The 17202-nt window shown below is 65.4% G+C and carries 21 protein-coding genes; 15 read left to right on the top strand and 6 right to left on the bottom strand.

Annotation, left to right across the window (positions count from 1 at the left end; genetic code table 11):
- Nucleotides 1-19: 19 nt before the first annotated feature.
- From WC739_RS01195 to WC739_RS01185, 3 genes are all read left to right on the top strand, one after another.
- The gene (locus tag WC739_RS01195; RefSeq protein ID WP_372951175.1) at nt 20-1051 is read left to right on the top strand and encodes a histone deacetylase family protein; all 1032 of its coding nucleotides are present in this window, start codon (nt 20-22) and stop codon (nt 1049-1051) included.
- A gap of 413 nt (nt 1052-1464) precedes the next feature.
- A complete protein-coding gene (locus WC739_RS01190; protein WP_372951174.1) occupies nt 1465-2172 on the top strand; it encodes a LuxR C-terminal-related transcriptional regulator in 708 nt (235 codons plus the stop codon).
- On the top strand, nt 2169-2939 hold the full coding sequence (locus tag WC739_RS01185; RefSeq protein WP_372951173.1) for a response regulator transcription factor: 771 nt from the start codon (nt 2169-2171) through the stop codon (nt 2937-2939). Before WC739_RS01190 ends, WC739_RS01185 begins: the two co-directional genes overlap by 4 nt.
- A 54-nt stretch (nt 2940-2993) precedes the next feature.
- On the opposite strand, the gene WC739_RS01180 is transcribed toward WC739_RS01185, so the two are convergent.
- Genes WC739_RS01180 through motA form a run of 6 tightly spaced genes read right to left on the bottom strand, consistent with a single transcriptional unit; the run spans nt 2994 to nt 7881 of the window.
- On the bottom strand, nt 2994-3479 hold the full coding sequence (locus WC739_RS01180; protein ID WP_372951172.1) for a hypothetical protein: 486 nt from the start codon (nt 3477-3479) through the stop codon (nt 2994-2996).
- On the bottom strand, nt 3476-4558 hold the full coding sequence (gene flhB, locus WC739_RS01175) for a flagellar biosynthesis protein FlhB (RefSeq protein ID WP_372951171.1): 1083 nt from the start codon (nt 4556-4558) through the stop codon (nt 3476-3478). Before flhB ends, WC739_RS01180 begins: the two co-directional genes overlap by 4 nt.
- 9 nt (nt 4559-4567) lie before the next feature.
- Entirely contained in the window at nt 4568-5578 is a 1011-nt protein-coding gene (locus WC739_RS01170; protein WP_372951170.1) for a flagellar motor switch protein FliG, read from the bottom strand.
- Nucleotides 5579-5621: 43 nt separating this feature from the next.
- Nucleotides 5622-6008, bottom strand: coding sequence for a flagellar motor switch protein FliN (gene fliN / locus WC739_RS01165; protein ID WP_372951169.1), 387 nt, complete (start codon nt 6006-6008; stop codon nt 5622-5624).
- 17 nt (nt 6009-6025) lie between these two features.
- Complete coding sequence (locus WC739_RS01160) at nt 6026-6973, bottom strand: FliM/FliN family flagellar motor switch protein (RefSeq protein ID WP_372951168.1); 948 nt, start codon at nt 6971-6973, stop codon at nt 6026-6028.
- 32 nt (nt 6974-7005) lie between these two features.
- Nucleotides 7006-7881, bottom strand: coding sequence for a flagellar motor stator protein MotA (motA, locus tag WC739_RS01155; RefSeq protein ID WP_372951167.1), 876 nt, complete (start codon nt 7879-7881; stop codon nt 7006-7008).
- Between the two features lie 142 nt (nt 7882-8023).
- Between motA and WC739_RS01150 the strand changes: the two genes are divergently transcribed.
- From WC739_RS01150 to flgH, 12 genes are all read left to right on the top strand, one after another.
- The gene (locus tag WC739_RS01150) at nt 8024-9145 is read left to right on the top strand and encodes a DUF1217 domain-containing protein (protein WP_372951166.1); all 1122 of its coding nucleotides are present in this window, start codon (nt 8024-8026) and stop codon (nt 9143-9145) included.
- 4 nt (nt 9146-9149) lie between these two features.
- Nucleotides 9150-9872, top strand: a complete 723-nt coding sequence (flgF, locus tag WC739_RS01145) for a flagellar basal-body rod protein FlgF (protein WP_372951165.1) — start codon at nt 9150-9152, stop codon at nt 9870-9872.
- Between the two features lie 25 nt (nt 9873-9897).
- The gene (fliI, locus tag WC739_RS01140; protein ID WP_372951164.1) at nt 9898-11295 is read left to right on the top strand and encodes a flagellar protein export ATPase FliI; all 1398 of its coding nucleotides are present in this window, start codon (nt 9898-9900) and stop codon (nt 11293-11295) included.
- Nucleotides 11276-12109, top strand: coding sequence for a hypothetical protein (locus WC739_RS01135; RefSeq protein WP_372951163.1), 834 nt, complete (start codon nt 11276-11278; stop codon nt 12107-12109). The genes fliI and WC739_RS01135 overlap by 20 nt, the downstream gene beginning before the upstream one ends.
- Before the next feature lie 105 nt (nt 12110-12214).
- Nucleotides 12215-12592 carry a flagellar basal body rod protein FlgB gene (gene flgB, locus WC739_RS01130; RefSeq protein ID WP_372951162.1) on the top strand — a complete coding sequence of 126 codons (378 nt, stop codon included), beginning with the start codon at nt 12215-12217 and terminating at the stop codon, nt 12590-12592.
- 2 nt (nt 12593-12594) lie between these two features.
- Nucleotides 12595-13011, top strand: a complete 417-nt coding sequence (gene flgC, locus WC739_RS01125; RefSeq protein WP_372951161.1) for a flagellar basal body rod protein FlgC — start codon at nt 12595-12597, stop codon at nt 13009-13011.
- Entirely contained in the window at nt 13008-13334 is a 327-nt protein-coding gene (locus tag WC739_RS01120) for a flagellar hook-basal body complex protein FliE (protein ID WP_372951160.1), read from the top strand. Before flgC ends, WC739_RS01120 begins: the two co-directional genes overlap by 4 nt.
- 11 nt (nt 13335-13345) lie before the next feature.
- Nucleotides 13346-14134: a flagellar basal-body rod protein FlgG gene (flgG, locus tag WC739_RS01115; RefSeq protein WP_372951159.1), complete on the top strand. Its 789-nt coding sequence runs from the start codon at nt 13346-13348 to the stop codon at nt 14132-14134.
- 5 nt (nt 14135-14139) lie between these two features.
- Entirely contained in the window at nt 14140-14664 is a 525-nt protein-coding gene (gene flgA, locus WC739_RS01110; protein WP_372951158.1) for a flagellar basal body P-ring formation chaperone FlgA, read from the top strand.
- Nucleotides 14661-15902: a flagellar basal body P-ring protein FlgI gene (locus WC739_RS01105; RefSeq protein WP_372951157.1), complete on the top strand. Its 1242-nt coding sequence runs from the start codon at nt 14661-14663 to the stop codon at nt 15900-15902. Before flgA ends, WC739_RS01105 begins: the two co-directional genes overlap by 4 nt.
- A 2-nt stretch (nt 15903-15904) precedes the next feature.
- Nucleotides 15905-16495, top strand: coding sequence for a MotE family protein (locus tag WC739_RS01100; protein ID WP_372951156.1), 591 nt, complete (start codon nt 15905-15907; stop codon nt 16493-16495).
- A complete protein-coding gene (flgH, locus tag WC739_RS01095) occupies nt 16492-17202 on the top strand; it encodes a flagellar basal body L-ring protein FlgH (protein ID WP_372951155.1) in 711 nt (236 codons plus the stop codon). The genes WC739_RS01100 and flgH overlap by 4 nt, the downstream gene beginning before the upstream one ends.

Genomic DNA, 17202 nt, shown 5'->3' with positions numbered 1-17202 from the left:
CGCACTTCGAGAGGATTTTATGAAGACTGTCTATTCACCTCTTCATGCCGGCCATGCCGGACAGATGGAACTGGTCACCTCGGCCATCGTGCCGGGTTTCGAAATGCCCTCGCGGGCCGAGTTCATCAAGGCCCGGGTCGAGAGCGAGAGGCTGGGTCCGATCATCGCACCGGCCGAGCACGATCTTGCCGCCGCCAAGCGCGTCCACAGGGCCGACTACATCGACTTCCTGCCGACAGTCTGGCCGCAATGGGAGGCCTCCGGTTTCAAGGGCTCGGCGATGCCCTTCACCTGGCCGACGCGCGGCCTGCGCGGCGATGTGCCGCCCCAGCGCATCGACGCGCTGCTTGGCTATTATTCCTTCGATGGCGGCGCCACCTTCGTCGAAGGAACCTGGGCGGCGATCAAATCGTCCTATGACGTGGCGCTGACCGCCGCCGGTCTTGTCAAGGGCGGCGAGGCCTCCGCCTTCGCGCTCTGCCGTCCGCCCGGCCACCACGCCGGTGCCGGCTTCATGGGCGGCTATTGCTACGTCAACAACGCCGCCGTCGCGGCGCAGTGGTTCCTGGACCAGGGCGCCAAACGCGTCTCCATTCTCGATGTCGACTACCACCATGGCAACGGCACGCAGGAGATCTTCTATGACCGCGCCGACGTGCAGGTCCTGAACCTGCATGGCGACCCGATGGTCGAATATCCGTTCTTCCTTGGCCATGCCGATGAACGCGGCTCGGGTGCCGGCGAGGGCTTCAACATCAATTATCCCATGCCCGTCGGAACCGGCTGGGACGCCTGGAGCGCCTCGCTGGAGGACGCCTGCGCCAGGCTCACCGCCTACGCGCCCGACATCGTCGTCGTCTCGCTTGGCGTCGACACGTTCGAGAAGGACCCGATCAGCCAGTTCAAGCTGAAGACATCGGACTATCCGAAGATCGGCCGGCGCATCGCAAGGCTCGGCCTGCCGACGCTGTTCGTCATGGAAGGCGGCTATGCCGTCGAAGAGATCGGCATCAACGCCGTCGGCGTGCTCACCGGTTTCGAGGATCGGTAGGACGACAAGGCTGCTCCACGAGGCAGGCCTGTGTTGACAGGCGTGCCTCGAGAGAATCGCCGCCTCCCCGATCCGATGGCGTTCGGAATCCGGTCGGCACTCAGCGGCTGGACAGTCTCGCGGTCGGCCGCCGGCCACAAGATTCGATTTCGTCAAATCGCATTTGCTGTCCTTATCGTCTGCGGCTAAATTAGAAACGAATCAGGCGCCGGGGGGCGTGGCTACCAGTCAAAGTCCAAGATTCCGGAGATCCTCCGGCACCGGATGCGAACGGTTTCGCGTTCCCCTGAATCGATGCTGATCCTGCTGGCGCATCCCGCACCGGCTGTGTGTTTGTCAAAGTAAGAGAGTTATTGGGTTCGGCGGCTTCCAGCATCCGGACATCAGCATGCTTGCGACCAGAACAAGGCCCGATGAGCAGTCCCGCCGCGCTATTGCAATCCGATACGCCAGGTCCGCTGACGTCGCGCGGCGACCTCTGCAGCTTTTTCATGCAACTGACGGCCGACATCGGCGCCGACAGCTACATGCTGGTCGCCATAGTCCACGACCAGGACCGCAACGATGCCCGCATCGTCTCGTCCAACTGGATCTTCGACGCCATCGAACTCATCGGCAAGAGGCTGATAGCCGGGCTGGCGCTAGGGGCGCTGACCGTGGCGCCCGGGGTCCGTCCCAGGCCGCTGCTGGCAGGCCAGGCCCCCGACAGCGATGGCCTGATCACCGGCGAGGAGGCCCGCCTGCTCGACGTGCTGGGCCACGCGGAAATCTATTCGCTGCGTCTCAATGTCGGGCGTCAGCGCCTGTTCGCCCTGTTCTCGGCGTCGACTGCCGGCCAGATCGATCAGACGGCGCTGATGAGGGCGCAGTTGAAATGCTGCTATGCGCTGTCGCACCTGCCGCAGTTGATCGCCGCCGCGGCGATGCAGGACCCGCTCTCCGACCGCGAGCGCGAGTGTCTTTTCTGGGTTTCCGAGGGCAAGACCACCGACGAGGTCGCCGTCATCCTTGGCGTCTCCTCCAACACCGTCAACAGCTATATCACCCACGCCATCCAGAAGTTCGCCGCCAGCAACCGGGCGATGGCGATCGCCACGGCAATCAGGAGCGGCATCATTTGAAACACGCCGATATCAAGATGGCGGCCGAAGCGCTCTTCAACGAAAGGCACAATCCGCTCGGTGCCTTCTCGCTCGGTTCCGAAACCCATCGGGCGGTCACCATTCCGGACGCCGTCCGCCGCTGCCGCTGGATCGCCGTCGACATCAACGCATCCGCTTTCGGCCTGTTCTTCGTCAGCCCGTCCCCGGAGCGGGCGCGGCTGGTGCCGTGCTTCGATTCCGACTATCCGGGCGTTGCCGTGTCGACCAAGTTCATATCAGGCTCCAATGGCGAGGAGATGGTGCACCACACCCGCGATTCGACCGAGCCGCGCTGGTGGACGGATGACGGCTCGGCCGCCATGAACGCCATGTTCGGCAAGCTCGCCTGGACCGGACCGATGGCGCCGCTGGCGCCGGGCACCAGCGGCATCGCCTTTCCTGTTCACGCCGACCGCGGGCAGTGCGGCCTCGTCGTCTTCACCGGATCCGAGATCATCCTCAAGCAGGACCTTCTCTACGAAGTCCACGCCCGCTGCTTCTCGCTGTTCGCCGCGGTCGCCCGCATCCGTCCGAGCGACGCCGGCCGCGCGCATACGATCTCCAAGCGCGAACTCGAATGCCTGAAGCTGACGGCCAATGGCCACACCAGCGAGCAAATCGCGCGGACGCTGAAACTGTCGGTCCACACAGCCAACCAGTATCTGACCCAATCGACCCAGAAGCTCAACGCCGTCAACCGCAACCAGGCCGTCGCCAAGGCGCTGCGCCTGGGCCTCATCGACTGACCTCCTGCTTTTCGCCGCATCGCCGAAACCGGTCCGCTGCGGATGTCATCGAATCTAAAGACTGGATGCCCGGGGCTCCCGTCCCTGGCGGCCTAGGGGTTCGGCGAAGCGCGATGCCGGCCCGGACGCGTTTATCTTCGCCTGGTCGATCACCGCCTCGAGCAGTGCGGTGTTGTGCTCGGGGTCCTCGCCCGGTTTCTCGAACGCGACATAGTTGACCGCGACGGACTCGCCAGCCTCAGTCAGCGTCAACTGGAAATAGACGGTTACCCCGGGTGGCCTCAGTTCCAGATCGAGCACGATGCGCGGGCTGCCGATCCAGTCGATATGCGCCTCGCCGCCATGGCCGAGCCGCAGCGTGCCGGGCATGAAGAACAGCTCCGCCGCCGAGTCGACCAGATCGGACAGGCAGGCGAAGTGCTCCAGTCGAATGAAGGCGATGTAGTCGGCCACATCGATCAGCCGCAGTTCCCCCACCACCTGCTCGATGGCGCTGGCAACGATGATCTCGCGGGATTTTGCGTGCGGTTGGCGGTTCATGAGATCTGTCTGCGCTCAGCCTTTTTCGAGTAGACGATCCGCACCAGTTCGGCGACGGCCTGGTAGAAGTGCGATGGGATGACGTTATCGACCGAAACTTGCTTGTACATGGAGCGGGCGAGCGCCACGTCCTCGAACACCGGAATGTTGTGTTCGCGCGCGATCTCGCGGATTTTCAGCGCCACCAGATCCTGTCCCTTGGCCAGGACGACGGGCGCTGAATTCTCGTCGCGCACATATCTCAGCGCGATCGAAAAATGCGTCGGGTTGGCGATGATCAGCGTGGCGCGCGGCACCGCCGTCATCATCCGCTTGCGCGCCCGGTCGCGCGCCAGCGAACGCAGCCGCGACTTGACGATGGGATCGCCCTCGGACTGCTTGAACTCGTCCTTGACCTCCTGCTTGCTCATGCGCAGGTCCTGCTTCCAGTGGAAGCGCGACCAGACGAGGTCGACCGAGGCGATAAGCCCCATGACGAAGACGATCGCCACGAGGATGTCGACGGCAATGCCACGGATCACGAGCCCGAAGGCGACCGGATTGGTGACCATTCCGGCGAGCAGCTTGCGGTGATCCTCCGACAGCGTGAAGACGAGCACGGTGATGGCGAACCCGACCTTCCCGAGCGACTTCAGGAACTCGACCCAGCCCTGCACGCCGAACAGCCGCTTCCAGCCCTGTACAACCGAAATCCGTGACAGCTGCGGCCGGATCCGCTCGCCGACGAACTGCGGCATGTTCTGAAATACCGAGGCGCCGACGCCGGCGACCGTCAGCAGCACGAGGAGGCTGAGGACTGCACGGCCGACTTCGAGCAGGACGACCTTGTAGAGCGCGATGACGTCGGTCTCGGTGTCCATCGGCCAGGCTTCCGGCTTCTCCAGGAACATAGACAGGAACATGCCGAGATCGATGACGGCGTCCTTGGCGTAGAAGACGGTGAACACCAGGATCGCGATGAAGGACGTCAGCAGCGCCGTTTCCTTCGAATGAGGCAGTTTGCCCTGTTCGATGGTGTCGCGGATCTTCTTTTCCGTCGCCTCTTCGGTTTTGGAATCCTTGTCGACCGCGTCCGCCATGGCGCGGGGCTAGGCGGCGTTCTGGGTCGAGGGCAGCTCGAACGCGCCCTCGCGTGACAGCCGGATCGTCGTGCTGACGATCGTCTTGCGCGCCGCGACGATGTCGGCCGCCGCGATGCCGTCCTGGCCCTGGCCGAGTTCAGCCTCGATCATGCGGCGCGACCGGGCGCCGATCGCCGAGAGCACGGATTCGGCCAGTCCCGCCTGTACGCCGCGCAAGGCCAGCGTGACCAGTTCCGTCGAAAGGCCGTCAAACAGCAGCACCCGCGCCTTCTGGCTGAGCAGCGGCAGATCCTCGAAGGAAAACAGCCGGGCACGGACACCGTCGAGGTCGGGCGTGCCCGCGGCCTCCAGGTCGAGCATGACCTCCTCGCGCAACGGCTTGTCCAGTTCGTTGAGCAGGCTGGCGACACGCGCCTGTCCGGCGGACGTATCCTTGGTCGAGGTTTCGGTCAGCACGCTGGCGCGCAGCCTGTTCTCGACGATCCTCGCGGCGGCGTCCGGAACGTTGGCCATCGTCACCATGCGCTTGATGATTTCGCCGCGCATCGGCTTGGCCAGGGTCAACAGGACATTGGCCGCCGCCTGCGGCGCCAGTTTCGACAGCACCATGGCGGCCGTCTGCGGATGCTCGCCGGCCAGGAACGCGCCAAGCCGCGCCGGGTCGAGTTTTTCCAGCTCGGGCCAGATCGGCGGCGGCCCCTCGGGCGCCGCCTCGAACCGGTCCTTGCCCATGATCGCGCTCATCTCCTCGGGCGACAGCGACTCGTTGAGGATGGTGTCCATCCTGTCCGCCGAATCGAGCAGCCCCGCACCTTCGGTGAACTCGGCTTCGAACTCGGCGACGATGCGCTCGAGGTCGCTCTGCGGGATCGTGCGCAGCAGGCGCGCCCCCTCGATCAGCACTTTCAGTTCTTCCTGCTTGAAGAACTTCAACAGCCGGCTGGCCGATGGCTTGCCCATCGCCACCAGGATGGCGGCGGCCTTCTGCGGCCGGGTCAGGCTTGCCAGCGCCGTCATGCCACCCGCCGCCGCTGCCTGCATGCAATCGAGCGACCCATCGCTAGGCGCCCTTCGTGCCGGCGATGATTTCGGTCAGTCGGATGCCGAAGCGCGACGGGTCGCTTTCCAGCACGGTGATCTCGCCGCGCGCGATCTTGCGGCCGTTGACCACGACGTCGACCGGCTCGCCGATGCGGCGGTTGAGTGCCACGGTCGATCCCTTCTGCAGCCCCATCAGCTCGGAGACCGGCATCTCGGTGCTGCCGAGGATGATCTGGACATCGACGGGAATGTTCATGATCACGTTGGAATTGGCGCCGGAAGCCGCCCTGAATTCCGCATCGGGGCGCTGGCGCTCTTCATGCAGAACCCCGCGCAGCTCCTCGATCGCACGGTCGAGCTGCTCGTCCGGCTGGTCGAGATCAACGTTCGGTCTGGTGTTGCCCATTCATCGTCTCCAATCGCTCAGGCGCGCGCGCCGCCGGCGGGCATCAGCCCGTCGATAAAGTCCTGCCCGGCATCGTAGGGATGATCGATCCGGACAGTGTAGCTGTTACCCAATTTGCCGAACTCGCAGACGAACAGCGCCTGGCCGCGAGCGCTGAGGCGTGCCTGCGACCGCGCCGTCTCCTCGAAGTCGATGACCTGGCCAACTTCAAGACCGGCGACGTCGCCGAGCGTCAGCCGCGCCAACGGCATGGTCGCTTCGAGCGCCACAACGGAACGCATTACTTCCTCGGAAAAGCGGGCTCGCCAGCTCGGCCCATGGTCGTTGTCGCCGATGCCGGCGGCGCCGTCACGGCCGGCAAGCACCACGCGTTGCGGCATGGTGACGGTTAGGGCGCCGCTGTCGACCGGCGTCGAAACGCCAAAGACGATGCGAATCGCGGCGCCGTCGCGCAACACCATCCGTTTCGCATCGGTCCCGGACATCGCGCGCGGAGCCGGCAGGCGAAGGTCGAGCGCGCTGCTTGCCGATGCGCTCAGGGCCAGCGCCACTTTTTCAAACACCATGGTCGAGACGTCGGTTTCCAGCGGCGACAGATCGCGCTCGATCGGCGAAGTCGGCAGGTCCGGATCACCGCCGAACAGCATGCAGACCATGATCGCCATCGCCGCCGCATCGATCACCAGGGTCATCGCGTCGGACGACACGGGTGAGCCGATCACGGTCAGAGCAAACGTCTCGCCGGCGCGCGAGACCGCCTCGGGAACGCGGCAGATCTCGACGGACTTGAGGTCGACGGCGACAGCGATGCCAAGCTCCCCGGCCAGCCCTTTGCGCAGCAACGGCACGGCGCGCTCGGCCATCGCCCTCCCGGCCTTGATCACCTCGGCCGCGTCACCGCTGTCTCCGACCAGGCGTTCGATGATGAGCGAGCGGGTTTCCGCGGGGCTTCCCGGGCTGGTCATGGCTATGCTGGCACCGCGCGGCGACACATGGCTCAGGCCGCCTTCTTCTCGGCGGCCGCGGTGTGCATCGTGCTCTGCTCGACGGCGTCGATCGTCGGCCGCTCATAGGACGAGATCGTCTTGCGGCCGAACTCGATCGCCACCTGCGGCAGCGCGCCGTTCATGTAGGCGAGCAGGGTCTGCTTGACGATGATGTAGAGGCGGTTCTTCTTTTCGCGCACCGTCTTGATCTTGGTCGCGACCGGGCCGACCACCGCATAGGACAGAAAGATGCCGAGGAAGGTGCCGACCAGCGCCGCGCCGATCAGGCCACCGAGGATTTCCGGCGACTGGTCGAGAGCGCCCATCGCCTTCACCACGCCGAGCACGGCGGCAACGATGCCGAGCGCCGGCAGGCCGTCGCCGACGGCGACCAGCGCATGATAGGCCTTCATCTTGTCGGACTTGATGGTCTGGATTTCCTCGTCCATCAGGGCCTCGATCTCATGCGAGCGGGCGTTGCCGATGATGATGATGCGGCAATAGTCGCAGATGAAGCTCATCAGATCGTCGTTCTTGAGTACGGTCGGGAAGGCCTGAAAGATCGCCGACTGCTCGGGATTGTCGATATGCGCCTCGACCTCGCTGCGCGATTTCGAACGCAGTTCGCGCATCAGGCTGTGCAGCACACCGAGCGTTTCCAGATAGTCCTGCTCCTTCGGCACCGCCTGCTTGAACGCCTCGATGATGCCCCGGCCGGTGTCCTTGACCGTCTTCATGGGGTTGGCGACCAGGAAAGTGCCCAGCGCGGCGCCGCAGATGACCACCGCTTCCCACGGCTGGACCAGGACATGGAGATGCCCGCCCATGGCCATGAAGCCGCCGAGGACGCAACCGAGCGTCACCACAAGTCCAATCAGAATGCCCACGAACGGTCCTTCCGCGTTTCACGCTGGAAGAACGGATAGGCCTCGTGCCTTGTGTGAGGCTTGAATCGGGCCGCGCGCCATTCAGCTTCGCGCAAGGAAGTCGTTTTATTGTGTAGGCATAGCTTCGGCCGGAGGCGCGTGCTTGCTCAGTACCTATACCAGCTACCAGCTCATCACCAAGGACATCGGCAAGTCACTCGACAGGATCGAGCGTCAGCCCGTGGTCGATCGGGATACGAAATATTATCTCGCCAACATCACCAAGGTGAAATCGATCGACGATTTCGTCAAGAACGACCGGCTGTTCAAGTATGCCATGAAGGCATACGGCCTCGAGGACATGGACTACGCCAAGGCGTTCATGGTCAAGGCGCTCAAGGAAGGCGTCTCGAATCCGGACAGCTTCGCCAACAAGCTGACCGACAAGCGCTACGCCGAATTCGTTTCCGCCTTCAATTTCGCCGCCCATGGCGCCGATGCGACCGTCTACAGCAAGGCGCAGCAGATGGTGACGGCCAACTACGCCACGCAGGCGCGGATCGCCGGCATCGATCCCAATTCCGCCTATGTGAAAGGCGAGACGACCTATTACCTCGCCAACATCCCCAAGGTGAAGTCGATCGACGACCTGATGTCGAACGAGCGCCTGTACACCTACGCGCTCGCGTCGTTCGGCCTCGATTCCGCGACCGAGGACAGGAGCTTCATCAAGCAGGTCCTGCAAGGCGGCGTGCGAGATCCCGAAAGCGTCGCCAACAAGCAGAAGGACCCGGCCTACGCCGCCCTGGCCTCGGCCTTCAACTTCGAGGCCAATGGCGCGAACGCCACCACCTATGTCGCAGCGCAGCAGCCCACCGTCGACAAGTACATGCGCCAGACGCTGGAAGAGGATGCGGGTCAGTCCAACGAGGGCGTTCGCCTGGCGCTCTACTTCGACCGCAAGGCGGCGACCATCACGAACTGGTACGACGTGCTGGCCGACACGGCCCTTGCCAGCGTGGTGCGCACCGCGCTCGGACTGCCCGATTCCTTCGCCAGCGCCGACGTCGACAAGCAGGCGCAGCTGTTCGAGCAGAAACTCGACATTTCGGACTTCACCGATCCCGCCAAGCTCGGCAAGTTCCTGACCCGTTTCACCAGCATGTGGGAGATCAACAATTCGACCTCGCCGGCGGTGACCTCGGCCAGCGTGCTGTTCGCGCAGCCGCTGACGGTGGGCATTTCCACCGACCTGATGATGGCCATGCAGAAGCTGAGGTTCTAAAACCATGCGGGACAGTCTCTATGTCGCCCTTTCCGCGCAGATCGCGCTCGAGCGCCGTCTCGATACGATCGCCGACAATGTCGCCAACGCCTCGACCATCGGCTTTCGATCGACGGGCGTGAAGTTCGAGGACGTGGTCTCCGGCACCGGGCCGCGGGCTGTCTCGTTCGCCTCGTCCGGCAAGACCTATCTGTCCAGCGCCCATGGTTCTTTGACCGAAACCGGCAACCCGTTCGATTTCGCCATCCAGGGAGATGCATGGTTCGCCATAGAGACGCCGGTCGGCACGGTCATGACCCGCGATGGACGGTTCTCGATGAACGAGAATGGCGAGCTGACGTCGATCGAGGGCCATCCGGTGCTCGACGCCGGGGGAGCGCCGATCCAGCTCGATCCCCGTAACGGTCCGCCCAAGGCCGGCGCCGACGGCGGGCTGCGCCAGAACGACCAGCTGGTCGGCACGATCGGCCTCTACACCTTCGATCCCGGCGAGAACTTCGTGCGCTATGGCAATTCCGGCATTGTCCCGGACCGCGCACCCGAAGCTGTGGTCGACCGCACCGACGTCGGCATCGCGCAAGGCTTCGTGGAGGAATCGAACGTCAACCCGATGCTGGAAATGACACGTCTGATAACTGTTCAACGGGCCTTCGAGGACACCGCGGCGCTGCTGCGCCAGACCGATTCCTCCACCGACGAGGCGATCAAGACGCTGGGCTCCAAGTAGCCGCATGCGGCACGATCCGCCCACCATGCGCGCTCCGGAGCAGCCGCTCCAGCCGGCATGCGAACAACCACTGGCGGCGCTCGAGCGCGTCTGGCGGCGGTTCGGCGATGCCGGGACGCTGGTCAAGCGCGGCGGCCGCGTCGCCGAAGTCACGCCGACGCACTATAAGGTGCACGGCCTTTCCGATGTCGCCCGGCTGGGCGATATCGTCGAGCAGCGCGGCCAGGCTGGCGCGCGCCGCGGCGAGGTCGTCAAGATCAGCCGGGACGAGGTCGTGGTCGCGCCTTTCGAGCGCAGCGCCGATGCCGGCATCGGCGACGCCGTGTTCCGCCGCGGGCCGCTCGCCGTCGCGCCGCACGCGTCATGGCGCGGCCGTGCCATCGATGCGCTGACCAGGGCAATCGACGGCGGTCCGCCGCTGGTCAGAGGCGACGCCGCGTCGACCGACGCCCACGTCACGCCGCTCGCCATGGCGCGGCAGCGCGTCGGCACCGCCTTCATGACCGGCGTCAAGGTCATCGACATTTTCACCCCGCTCTGTTTCGGCCAGCGGCTCGGCATCTTTGCCGGGTCCGGTGTCGGCAAGTCGACGCTGCTCGCCATGCTCGCCGGGGCCGACGCATTCGACACCGTCGTCGTGGCGCTGATCGGCGAACGTGGCCGCGAGGTCCGCGAATTTCTCGAGGATACGATCGGCGACAGCATGGCCAAGACCGTCGCCATCGTCGCCACCAGCGACGAGAGCGCCATGATGCGCCGGCGCGCGCCCGACACCGCAATGCGCGTCGCCGAGCATTTCCGCGATCACGGCCACCGTGTCCTGCTCGTGCTGGATTCCATCACCCGCTTCGCCCACGCCTTGCGCGAAGTGGCGACGGGGACCGGCGAGCCGCCGGTCGCGCGCGGCTACCCGGCTTCCGTCTTCACCGAACTTCCGAAATTGCTTGAGCGTGCCGGGCCGGGAGCCGAAGGCCCCGGGGTCGGGGGCCAGGGTTCGATCACCGCCATCATTTCCGTCTTGGTCGACGGCGACGACCACAACGATCCTGTCGCCGACTCGGTGCGCGGCATTCTCGATGGCCACGTCGTGCTCGACCGTACGATCGCGGAGCAGGGCCGCTACCCCCCGGTCAATCCGCTGTCGTCCATATCGAGGCTTGCCGGAAAGGCCTGGAGCCCCGAGCAGCGCGCGCTGGTGACGCGGCTGAAATCGATGATCTCCCGCTTCGAGGACACCCGCGACATCCGCCTGCTCGGCGCCTATCAGGGCGGCGTCGACGCCGAGCTCGACATGGCCGTGCGCCAGGTGCCCCTGATCTACGAGGCGCTAACGCAGTCGCCGAAGGACCGCCCGTCGGCCGATCCGTTCTCCGACCTCGCCCGCCATCTCAAGGGAAAGCAGAATGTCGACGCAGGAGACTGAACGCCAATATACCGAGCGCATCCTGCGCGAGATGCTCGACGAGGCCAAGGCTGCGGAGGACGCCGAGGCCGACTCAGCCAGAGCCGCCAGGGCAAAGGCCGCGCGCGCCGTGGCCGCCAAGGCCGAAGCCGTTCTGGCAAGGGCGATCAAGCCGGTTCTGCCCCGCGCCGCCAGGCCCGAACAGGCCAGCGCGACTGGGCCTGCTTTGCCCATCGGCCCATCGGAAGCGCCAGAGAACATGCAGGCCAGCCGCGAATCGCTGATCGACGGGCTGTTCCCGGTGACCGAATGGCCGCAGCCGCCAAAACCGCAGTTCCCCAAACTGGGCGGGAAGGCCGGCCGCCGCAGCGACATCGTCATCGCCGCGCTCGGCCTGACGCTCGGCCTGATCTGCGCCTCGTTTCCCTGGTACATCTTCTTCAACCAGGAACAGTTCGGCGTCCAGGCGATCAAGTTCGGCGGCACCGGCACGAATTCGGGGCGGGCCGGCGGCGGTGTTGTTGCGCAACCCGGCGCGCCGCTGACGGCAAAGGACGTTCCGGCGGACGATATCGACCTGCTCGCCACGGGAACGGTGCAAAGCGACCCGAGCCCGACGCCCGCGCCCGACGAGCAGCCGTTTCCGGCCGACACGACGTTCCGCATGGTCCATGTCGCCAACGGCCGCGCCATGATCCAGGATGATGCCGGCATCTGGATCGTCCAGCGCGGCTCGACGCTCCCGGACTCCAGCCAGGTCTCGTCCATCGAGCAGCGCGGCGGCAGATGGGTCATGGTCACCAGCACCGACAAGGTGATCGAACTGTCCGACTGACCGCCGACAGCTTAAACATCCGGCTCGCCATTTCGGCCATGCGCCGTCCGCAAGGTCCGCGCAAGACTGGCGGCCTAGTCTCCGGCTGCCTGCCCGGAGATTCCCATGGAGCCCGTTTCCCTCTTCGATCTTGCCACCAAGCAGTCGCAGTGGCTGGCCGTGCGCCAGTCCGCGATCGCCGGCAACATCGCCAATGCCAACACGCCTGGATACACGGCGAAGGACGTTGAGCCTTTCGACAAGGTCCTCGACCGCGCGACGGTGTCGCTGGAGGCGACGCAGGCCGGGCATCTTGGCGCCGCCGGCAACGCCGCGTTCAAGGTCAAGTCGGGCGAGTTCAGCGGATCCATTATGCCGTCGAAGAATACGGTGGTGCTGGAGGACCAGCTGATGAAGGCCGGCGAGGTGCGTCGCTCCTTCGAGCTCAACACGGCGATCGTCAAGGCCTTCCACTCCATGATGATGATGGCGGTGAAGAGCTGAGCATGGACGCCTTGACCGCAACCCTGAAGATCGCGGCATCGGGCCTTGGCGCCCAGTCCGAGCGCCTGCGCGTGGTCTCGGAAAACCTCGCCAACGCCCAGTCGACCGGCACCGCTCCCGGTTCAGACCCCTATCGCCGCAAGACCATCAGCTTCATTTCCGAACTGGACGGGACTTCCGGCGGCTCGACGGTTGAGGTGAACTCGATCGACCGCGATCCCAGCGACTTTCCCGTCGAGTACCAGCCCGGCAACGAGGCCGCCGACGACAAGGGTTACGTCAAGATGCCCAACGTCAATGTGCTGCTGGAGATGGCCGACATGACCGAGGCCAACCGCTCCTACGAGGCGAACCTGCAGGTGATCAAGCAGGCCCGCGATCTCATTTCGATGACCATTGACCTGATGAGGAACCAATGATCGTCGGCGGCATCGGTACGCTTCCGCTCAAACCGGGCATCGGCGGCGCCGACGGGTCCATGGACCTCCAGAACGGAGCAGCCTCGCCGGCCGGCGCCGATTTCGGCACGTCGTTCGCCGACATGCTCAGCAATGCGGCCTCCAGCACCGTCGACAAGCTGCACAATGCCGAGCACGTCTCCATGCAGGCGCTGAAGGGCGACACCGACACCCGCCAGGTTGTCGACGCCGTGATGAGCGCGCAGCAGGCGCTGCAGACCGCCGTCGCCATCCGCGACAAGGTCGTCTCGGCCTATCTCGAAGTCAGCCGAATGGGCATCTGAGGAATTCCGCCATGAAAGCACTTGCCATCGCCGCCACCGGCATGAACGCCCAGCAGACGAACCTGGAAGTGATCGCCAACAACATCGCCAACATCAACACCACCGGCTACAAGCGCGCCCGCGCCGAATTTTCCGACCTGCTCTACCAGGTCGACCGCACCCAGGGCGTGCCCAACCGCGCCAACACGTCGCTGGTGCCGGAGGGCGTGTCGATCGGCCTTGGCGTCAAGACAACGGCGGTGCGCAACGTGCACACCCAGGGCGAACTGACCAGCACCGGTAACAGTTTCGACATGGCGCTCACCGGCAGGGGCTGGTTCCAGATTGAGGGCGCCGACGGCGGCACGCTCTACAGCCGCGCCGGCGCGTTCAACACCAACGCCACCGGCCAGTTGGTGACGGCGAACGGGGCCAATGTCATCCCGGCCATCACCGTGCCGGCCGACGCCATCGAGGTCATTGTCAACAAGACCGGACAGGTCTTCGCCCGCATCGACGGCCAGACCGACCTGCAGAGTCTCGGCCAGTTGCAGATCGCCAATTTCGCCAACGAGGCCGGGCTGGCGCCACTCGGCGACAACCTGTTCCAGGAGACCTCGGCTTCAGGACCGGCCAATGTCGGTGTTCCCGGCGATCCCGGGTTTGCCACCATCGAGCAAGGCTATCTCGAGGCCTCCAACGTCGACCCGGTCAAGGAAATCACCGAACTGATCTCGGCGCAGCGGGCCTACGAGATGAACTCCAAGGTCATACAGGCAGCCGACGATATGGCCTCGGTCGTCTCCAAGAACATCAGGTAGGGATGATGGCGATGCCGGCCTCCCGCTCCGCGTTCCGCTGCGCCGCGCTTGTCTTGGCGCTGCTGGGCGGCGGCATGCCGGCTTTTGCCCAGGACCAGGCCAATCAATCGGCGACGCAGCTTGCCGGCAATCAGGCGGCCGGCGAGGTCGTGCTAATCCCCAGCCGCGTCATCTACCCCGGCGAGACCATCGAGATTGCCGCCCTAAAACAGGTGACCCTGATGGCGGGCAGGCACAAGCCCGATGCGGTGGCGACGCGCGCCGAAGAGCTTCAGGGCAAGGTCGCGAAGCGCACGCTCCTGCCCGGCCGTTACATTCCCTCGACCGCCATCCGCGAGGCCTGGCTGGTCGAGCAGGGCGCCGCCGTGCAAGTCTTCTTTATCGCCGGCGGCCTGACGATCTCGGCCACCGCGGTCACCCTGCAACCGGGTGCGGCCGGCGATCTCGTCAAGGTCCGCAATGTCGACAGCGGCAAGATCCTGTCCGGCACCGTGATGGCCGATGGAACCATCCGGATCGGCACGTCATGACGCGCGGCCTTGCCCTTCTGCTAGCAACGCTGCTTGGCCTCCAGCCGGCCCTGGCGGACGGCTTGACGGCGAAGGCCAAGCGCGAGCTGGCCGCCAAGAACGGCGGCGCCTACGAAGATCCCGAATATGATCCGGCGACCACCACCCGCATGTTCAGGGTCTCCACCGGCCCCAGTTCGCTGCCGCCCGGCCAGGTCGCGGCGCGCATCAAGGACATCGCGCAGTTGCAGAGCTCGCGCGACAACCAGTTGGTCGGCTACGGCCTGGTGATCGGCCTTGCCGGATCGGGCGACAGCCTGCGCAATTCGCCGTTCACCGAACAGTCCATACGCGCCATGCTCGAAAATCTCGGCATCGCCACGGAAGGCGGCAGCGCGCGTGCCAAGAACGTCGCCGCCGTCATCGTCACCGCCAACATGCCGCCCTATGTCCAGTCGGGCGCCCGCATCGACATCGACGTCTCGTCGATGGGCGATGCGACATCGCTCGCCGGCGGCACGCTGATCATGACCCCGCTCAAGGCGCCGGACGGCGAGATCTATGCCGTCGGCCAGGGCGCGGTCATCGTTTCCGGCTTCACCGCCCAGGGCCAGGCCGAGCAGCTGACGCAAGGCGTGCCGACCGCAGGCCGAGTGCCGAACGGTGCGATCGTCGAGCGCGCGGTCCAGGCCGAGTTCGACGACCAGGCGACACTCACGCTGCAATTGCGAAACCCCGATTTCTCCACCGCCATCCGCATCGCGGATGCCATCAACGCCTATGTCAGCCAACGCTTCGGCATGCGGCTGGCGGCCGAACGCGATTCCCGTACCGTGCAGATCAGGAGGCCGAAGGGCGTTTCCGCCGCCCGCTTCTATGCCGAGATCGAGAACCTCGTGGTCGAATCCGACACGCCGGCCCGGGTCGTCATCGACGAGCGCACCGGGACCATCGTGATCGGCAACAACGTCAAGATCTCGCGGGTCGCCATCAGCCACGGCACGCTGACGGTGCGCATCACCGAAGCGCCGCGCGTCATCCAGCCCGAGCCCTTCTCCAAGGGCGAAACGGCGGTGGAGCCGTTCACGGCGATCGACGCCAACCGGCCCGATGCGCGCGTCGCCGTGCTCGACGGACCCGACCTCCAGACACTGGTCTCCGGCCTCAACCGTCTCGGCGTCAAGCCGGATGGCATCATCGCCATCCTGCAGGGCATCAAGTCGGCCGGCGCCCTGCAGGCCGACCTGGTGCTCCAATAGCGATGACGATGACCCGCTGCTTCCCACCCCGTGACCGACGCCGCCTCGCCGGCCTGCTGCTTGCCGGACTGCTTCTGGCCGGCCCGCTTGTGGTCGTGACGCCCTTTGCCGGCGGGACGGCGCATGGCGAGGAGAAGCCGCGCCAGGTCCTGCCGGGAGCGCCGGTCCTGGAGGCGACACCGGCGAAGGCGCCGGACGAGAGCGAAATCCAGCGCTTCTGCTCCAACATTGCCGACGCCGCCCGCGACCGGCGCTACGCCTTGCAGGCGCAGGAACTGAGGCAGCTCCAGGCCGGCATCGACGAGCGCATGAAGGCGCTGGACGCGAAGAAAGCCGAATACGAGACGTGGCTGAAGCGGCGCGAGGTGTTCCTGGCGCGGGCCGAGGACAGCGTTGTGCAGATCTATGCCGGGATGAAGCCCGACGCTGCGGCCGAGCGGCTCGCGATCGTCAACGCCGATCTGGCGGCGGCCATCCTGATCAAGCTCGATTCACGCAAGGCCGGCGTCATTCTCAACGAAATGGACCAGAAGGCGGCGGCGACGCTCACCGGCATCATGGCCAGCGCGGCCCGAAGGGTAGATCCGTCATGATCCGAAGAACACTCGTCCTGTGCGCGGTCGCCCTGCTGAGCGGCTGCGGCACGGACCTGCGCGAGGTCGGCAAGGAACCGGCGCTGTCGCCGGTCGGTTCCGGCGTAAGCGCCGGCACCACCGGGTCGCTTTCCCCCTATCCCGAACCGCCGGCCGCGCCGTTGCGGAAATTCTCGCTCTGGAACGATCGCCAGAGCCGGCTGTTCACCGACCCGCGGGCGCTGTCGCAAGGCGACATCCTCACCGTCAACATCAAGATCAACGACCGGGCCAATTTCAAGAACCAGAACGACAGGAGCCGCACCGCCAACCGCAAGCTCGGCTTCGATATCAGCGCGCAATGGGACAAGATCGGCAGCACCGCCGGCAAGGGAGCCGGCGCGCTGAATTCGGCTACCGACACGACCGCCGACGGCGAGATCAAGAGATCGGAAACCCTCGACCTGAATGTCGCCGCCATCGTCACCGATGTGCTGCCCAACGGCAACCTGATGATCAGGGGGTCGCAGGAAGTGCGCGTCAACGCCGAGCTGCGGGTCCTGACCATCGCCGGCATCGTGCGGCCGGCGGATATCGGCGCCGAAAACACGATCCCCTATGAACGCATTGCCGAGGCGCGCATCTCCTATGGCGGGCGCGGCCGCATCACCGAGGTCCAGCAGCCTGCCTACGGGCAGCAGATCCTGGACCAGGTGCTTCCGTTCTAG

Source organism: Mesorhizobium sp. (genome assembly GCF_041661565.1).
In the GTDB taxonomy this organism is placed as follows: Bacteria; Pseudomonadota; Alphaproteobacteria; order Rhizobiales; family Rhizobiaceae; genus Mesorhizobium.
Note: the sequence above shows the minus strand (reverse complement) of the source record. Positions and strands in the feature narration are given on the sequence as shown.

What these genes read in the sequence shown, in the direction of transcription:
- WC739_RS01195 (WP_372951175.1), top strand. Translation starts at nt 20, where the DNA reads ATGAAGACTGTCTATTCACCTCTTCATGCCGGCCATGCCGGACAGATG.
- WC739_RS01190 (WP_372951174.1), top strand. Translation starts at nt 1,465, where the DNA reads ATGAGCAGTCCCGCCGCGCTATTGCAATCCGATACGCCAGGTCCGCTG.
- WC739_RS01180 (WP_372951172.1), bottom strand. Translation starts at nt 3,479, where the DNA reads ATGAACCGCCAACCGCACGCAAAATCCCGCGAGATCATCGTTGCCAGC.
- flhB (WP_372951171.1), bottom strand. Translation starts at nt 4,558, where the DNA reads ATGGCGGACGCGGTCGACAAGGATTCCAAAACCGAAGAGGCGACGGAA.
- WC739_RS01170 (WP_372951170.1), bottom strand. Translation starts at nt 5,578, where the DNA reads ATGACGGCGCTGGCAAGCCTGACCCGGCCGCAGAAGGCCGCCGCCATC.
- fliN (WP_372951169.1), bottom strand. Translation starts at nt 6,008, where the DNA reads ATGGGCAACACCAGACCGAACGTTGATCTCGACCAGCCGGACGAGCAG.
- WC739_RS01160 (WP_372951168.1), bottom strand. Translation starts at nt 6,973, where the DNA reads ATGACCAGCCCGGGAAGCCCCGCGGAAACCCGCTCGCTCATCATCGAA.
- flgF (WP_372951165.1), top strand. Translation starts at nt 9,150, where the DNA reads ATGCGGGACAGTCTCTATGTCGCCCTTTCCGCGCAGATCGCGCTCGAG.
- fliI (WP_372951164.1), top strand. Translation starts at nt 9,898, where the DNA reads ATGCGCGCTCCGGAGCAGCCGCTCCAGCCGGCATGCGAACAACCACTG.
- WC739_RS01135 (WP_372951163.1), top strand. Translation starts at nt 11,276, where the DNA reads ATGTCGACGCAGGAGACTGAACGCCAATATACCGAGCGCATCCTGCGC.
- flgB (WP_372951162.1), top strand. Translation starts at nt 12,215, where the DNA reads ATGGAGCCCGTTTCCCTCTTCGATCTTGCCACCAAGCAGTCGCAGTGG.
- flgC (WP_372951161.1), top strand. Translation starts at nt 12,595, where the DNA reads ATGGACGCCTTGACCGCAACCCTGAAGATCGCGGCATCGGGCCTTGGC.
- WC739_RS01120 (WP_372951160.1), top strand. Translation starts at nt 13,008, where the DNA reads ATGATCGTCGGCGGCATCGGTACGCTTCCGCTCAAACCGGGCATCGGC.
- flgG (WP_372951159.1), top strand. Translation starts at nt 13,346, where the DNA reads ATGAAAGCACTTGCCATCGCCGCCACCGGCATGAACGCCCAGCAGACG.
- flgA (WP_372951158.1), top strand. Translation starts at nt 14,140, where the DNA reads ATGGCGATGCCGGCCTCCCGCTCCGCGTTCCGCTGCGCCGCGCTTGTC.
- WC739_RS01105 (WP_372951157.1), top strand. Translation starts at nt 14,661, where the DNA reads ATGACGCGCGGCCTTGCCCTTCTGCTAGCAACGCTGCTTGGCCTCCAG.
- WC739_RS01100 (WP_372951156.1), top strand. Translation starts at nt 15,905, where the DNA reads ATGACGATGACCCGCTGCTTCCCACCCCGTGACCGACGCCGCCTCGCC.
- flgH (WP_372951155.1), top strand. Translation starts at nt 16,492, where the DNA reads ATGATCCGAAGAACACTCGTCCTGTGCGCGGTCGCCCTGCTGAGCGGC.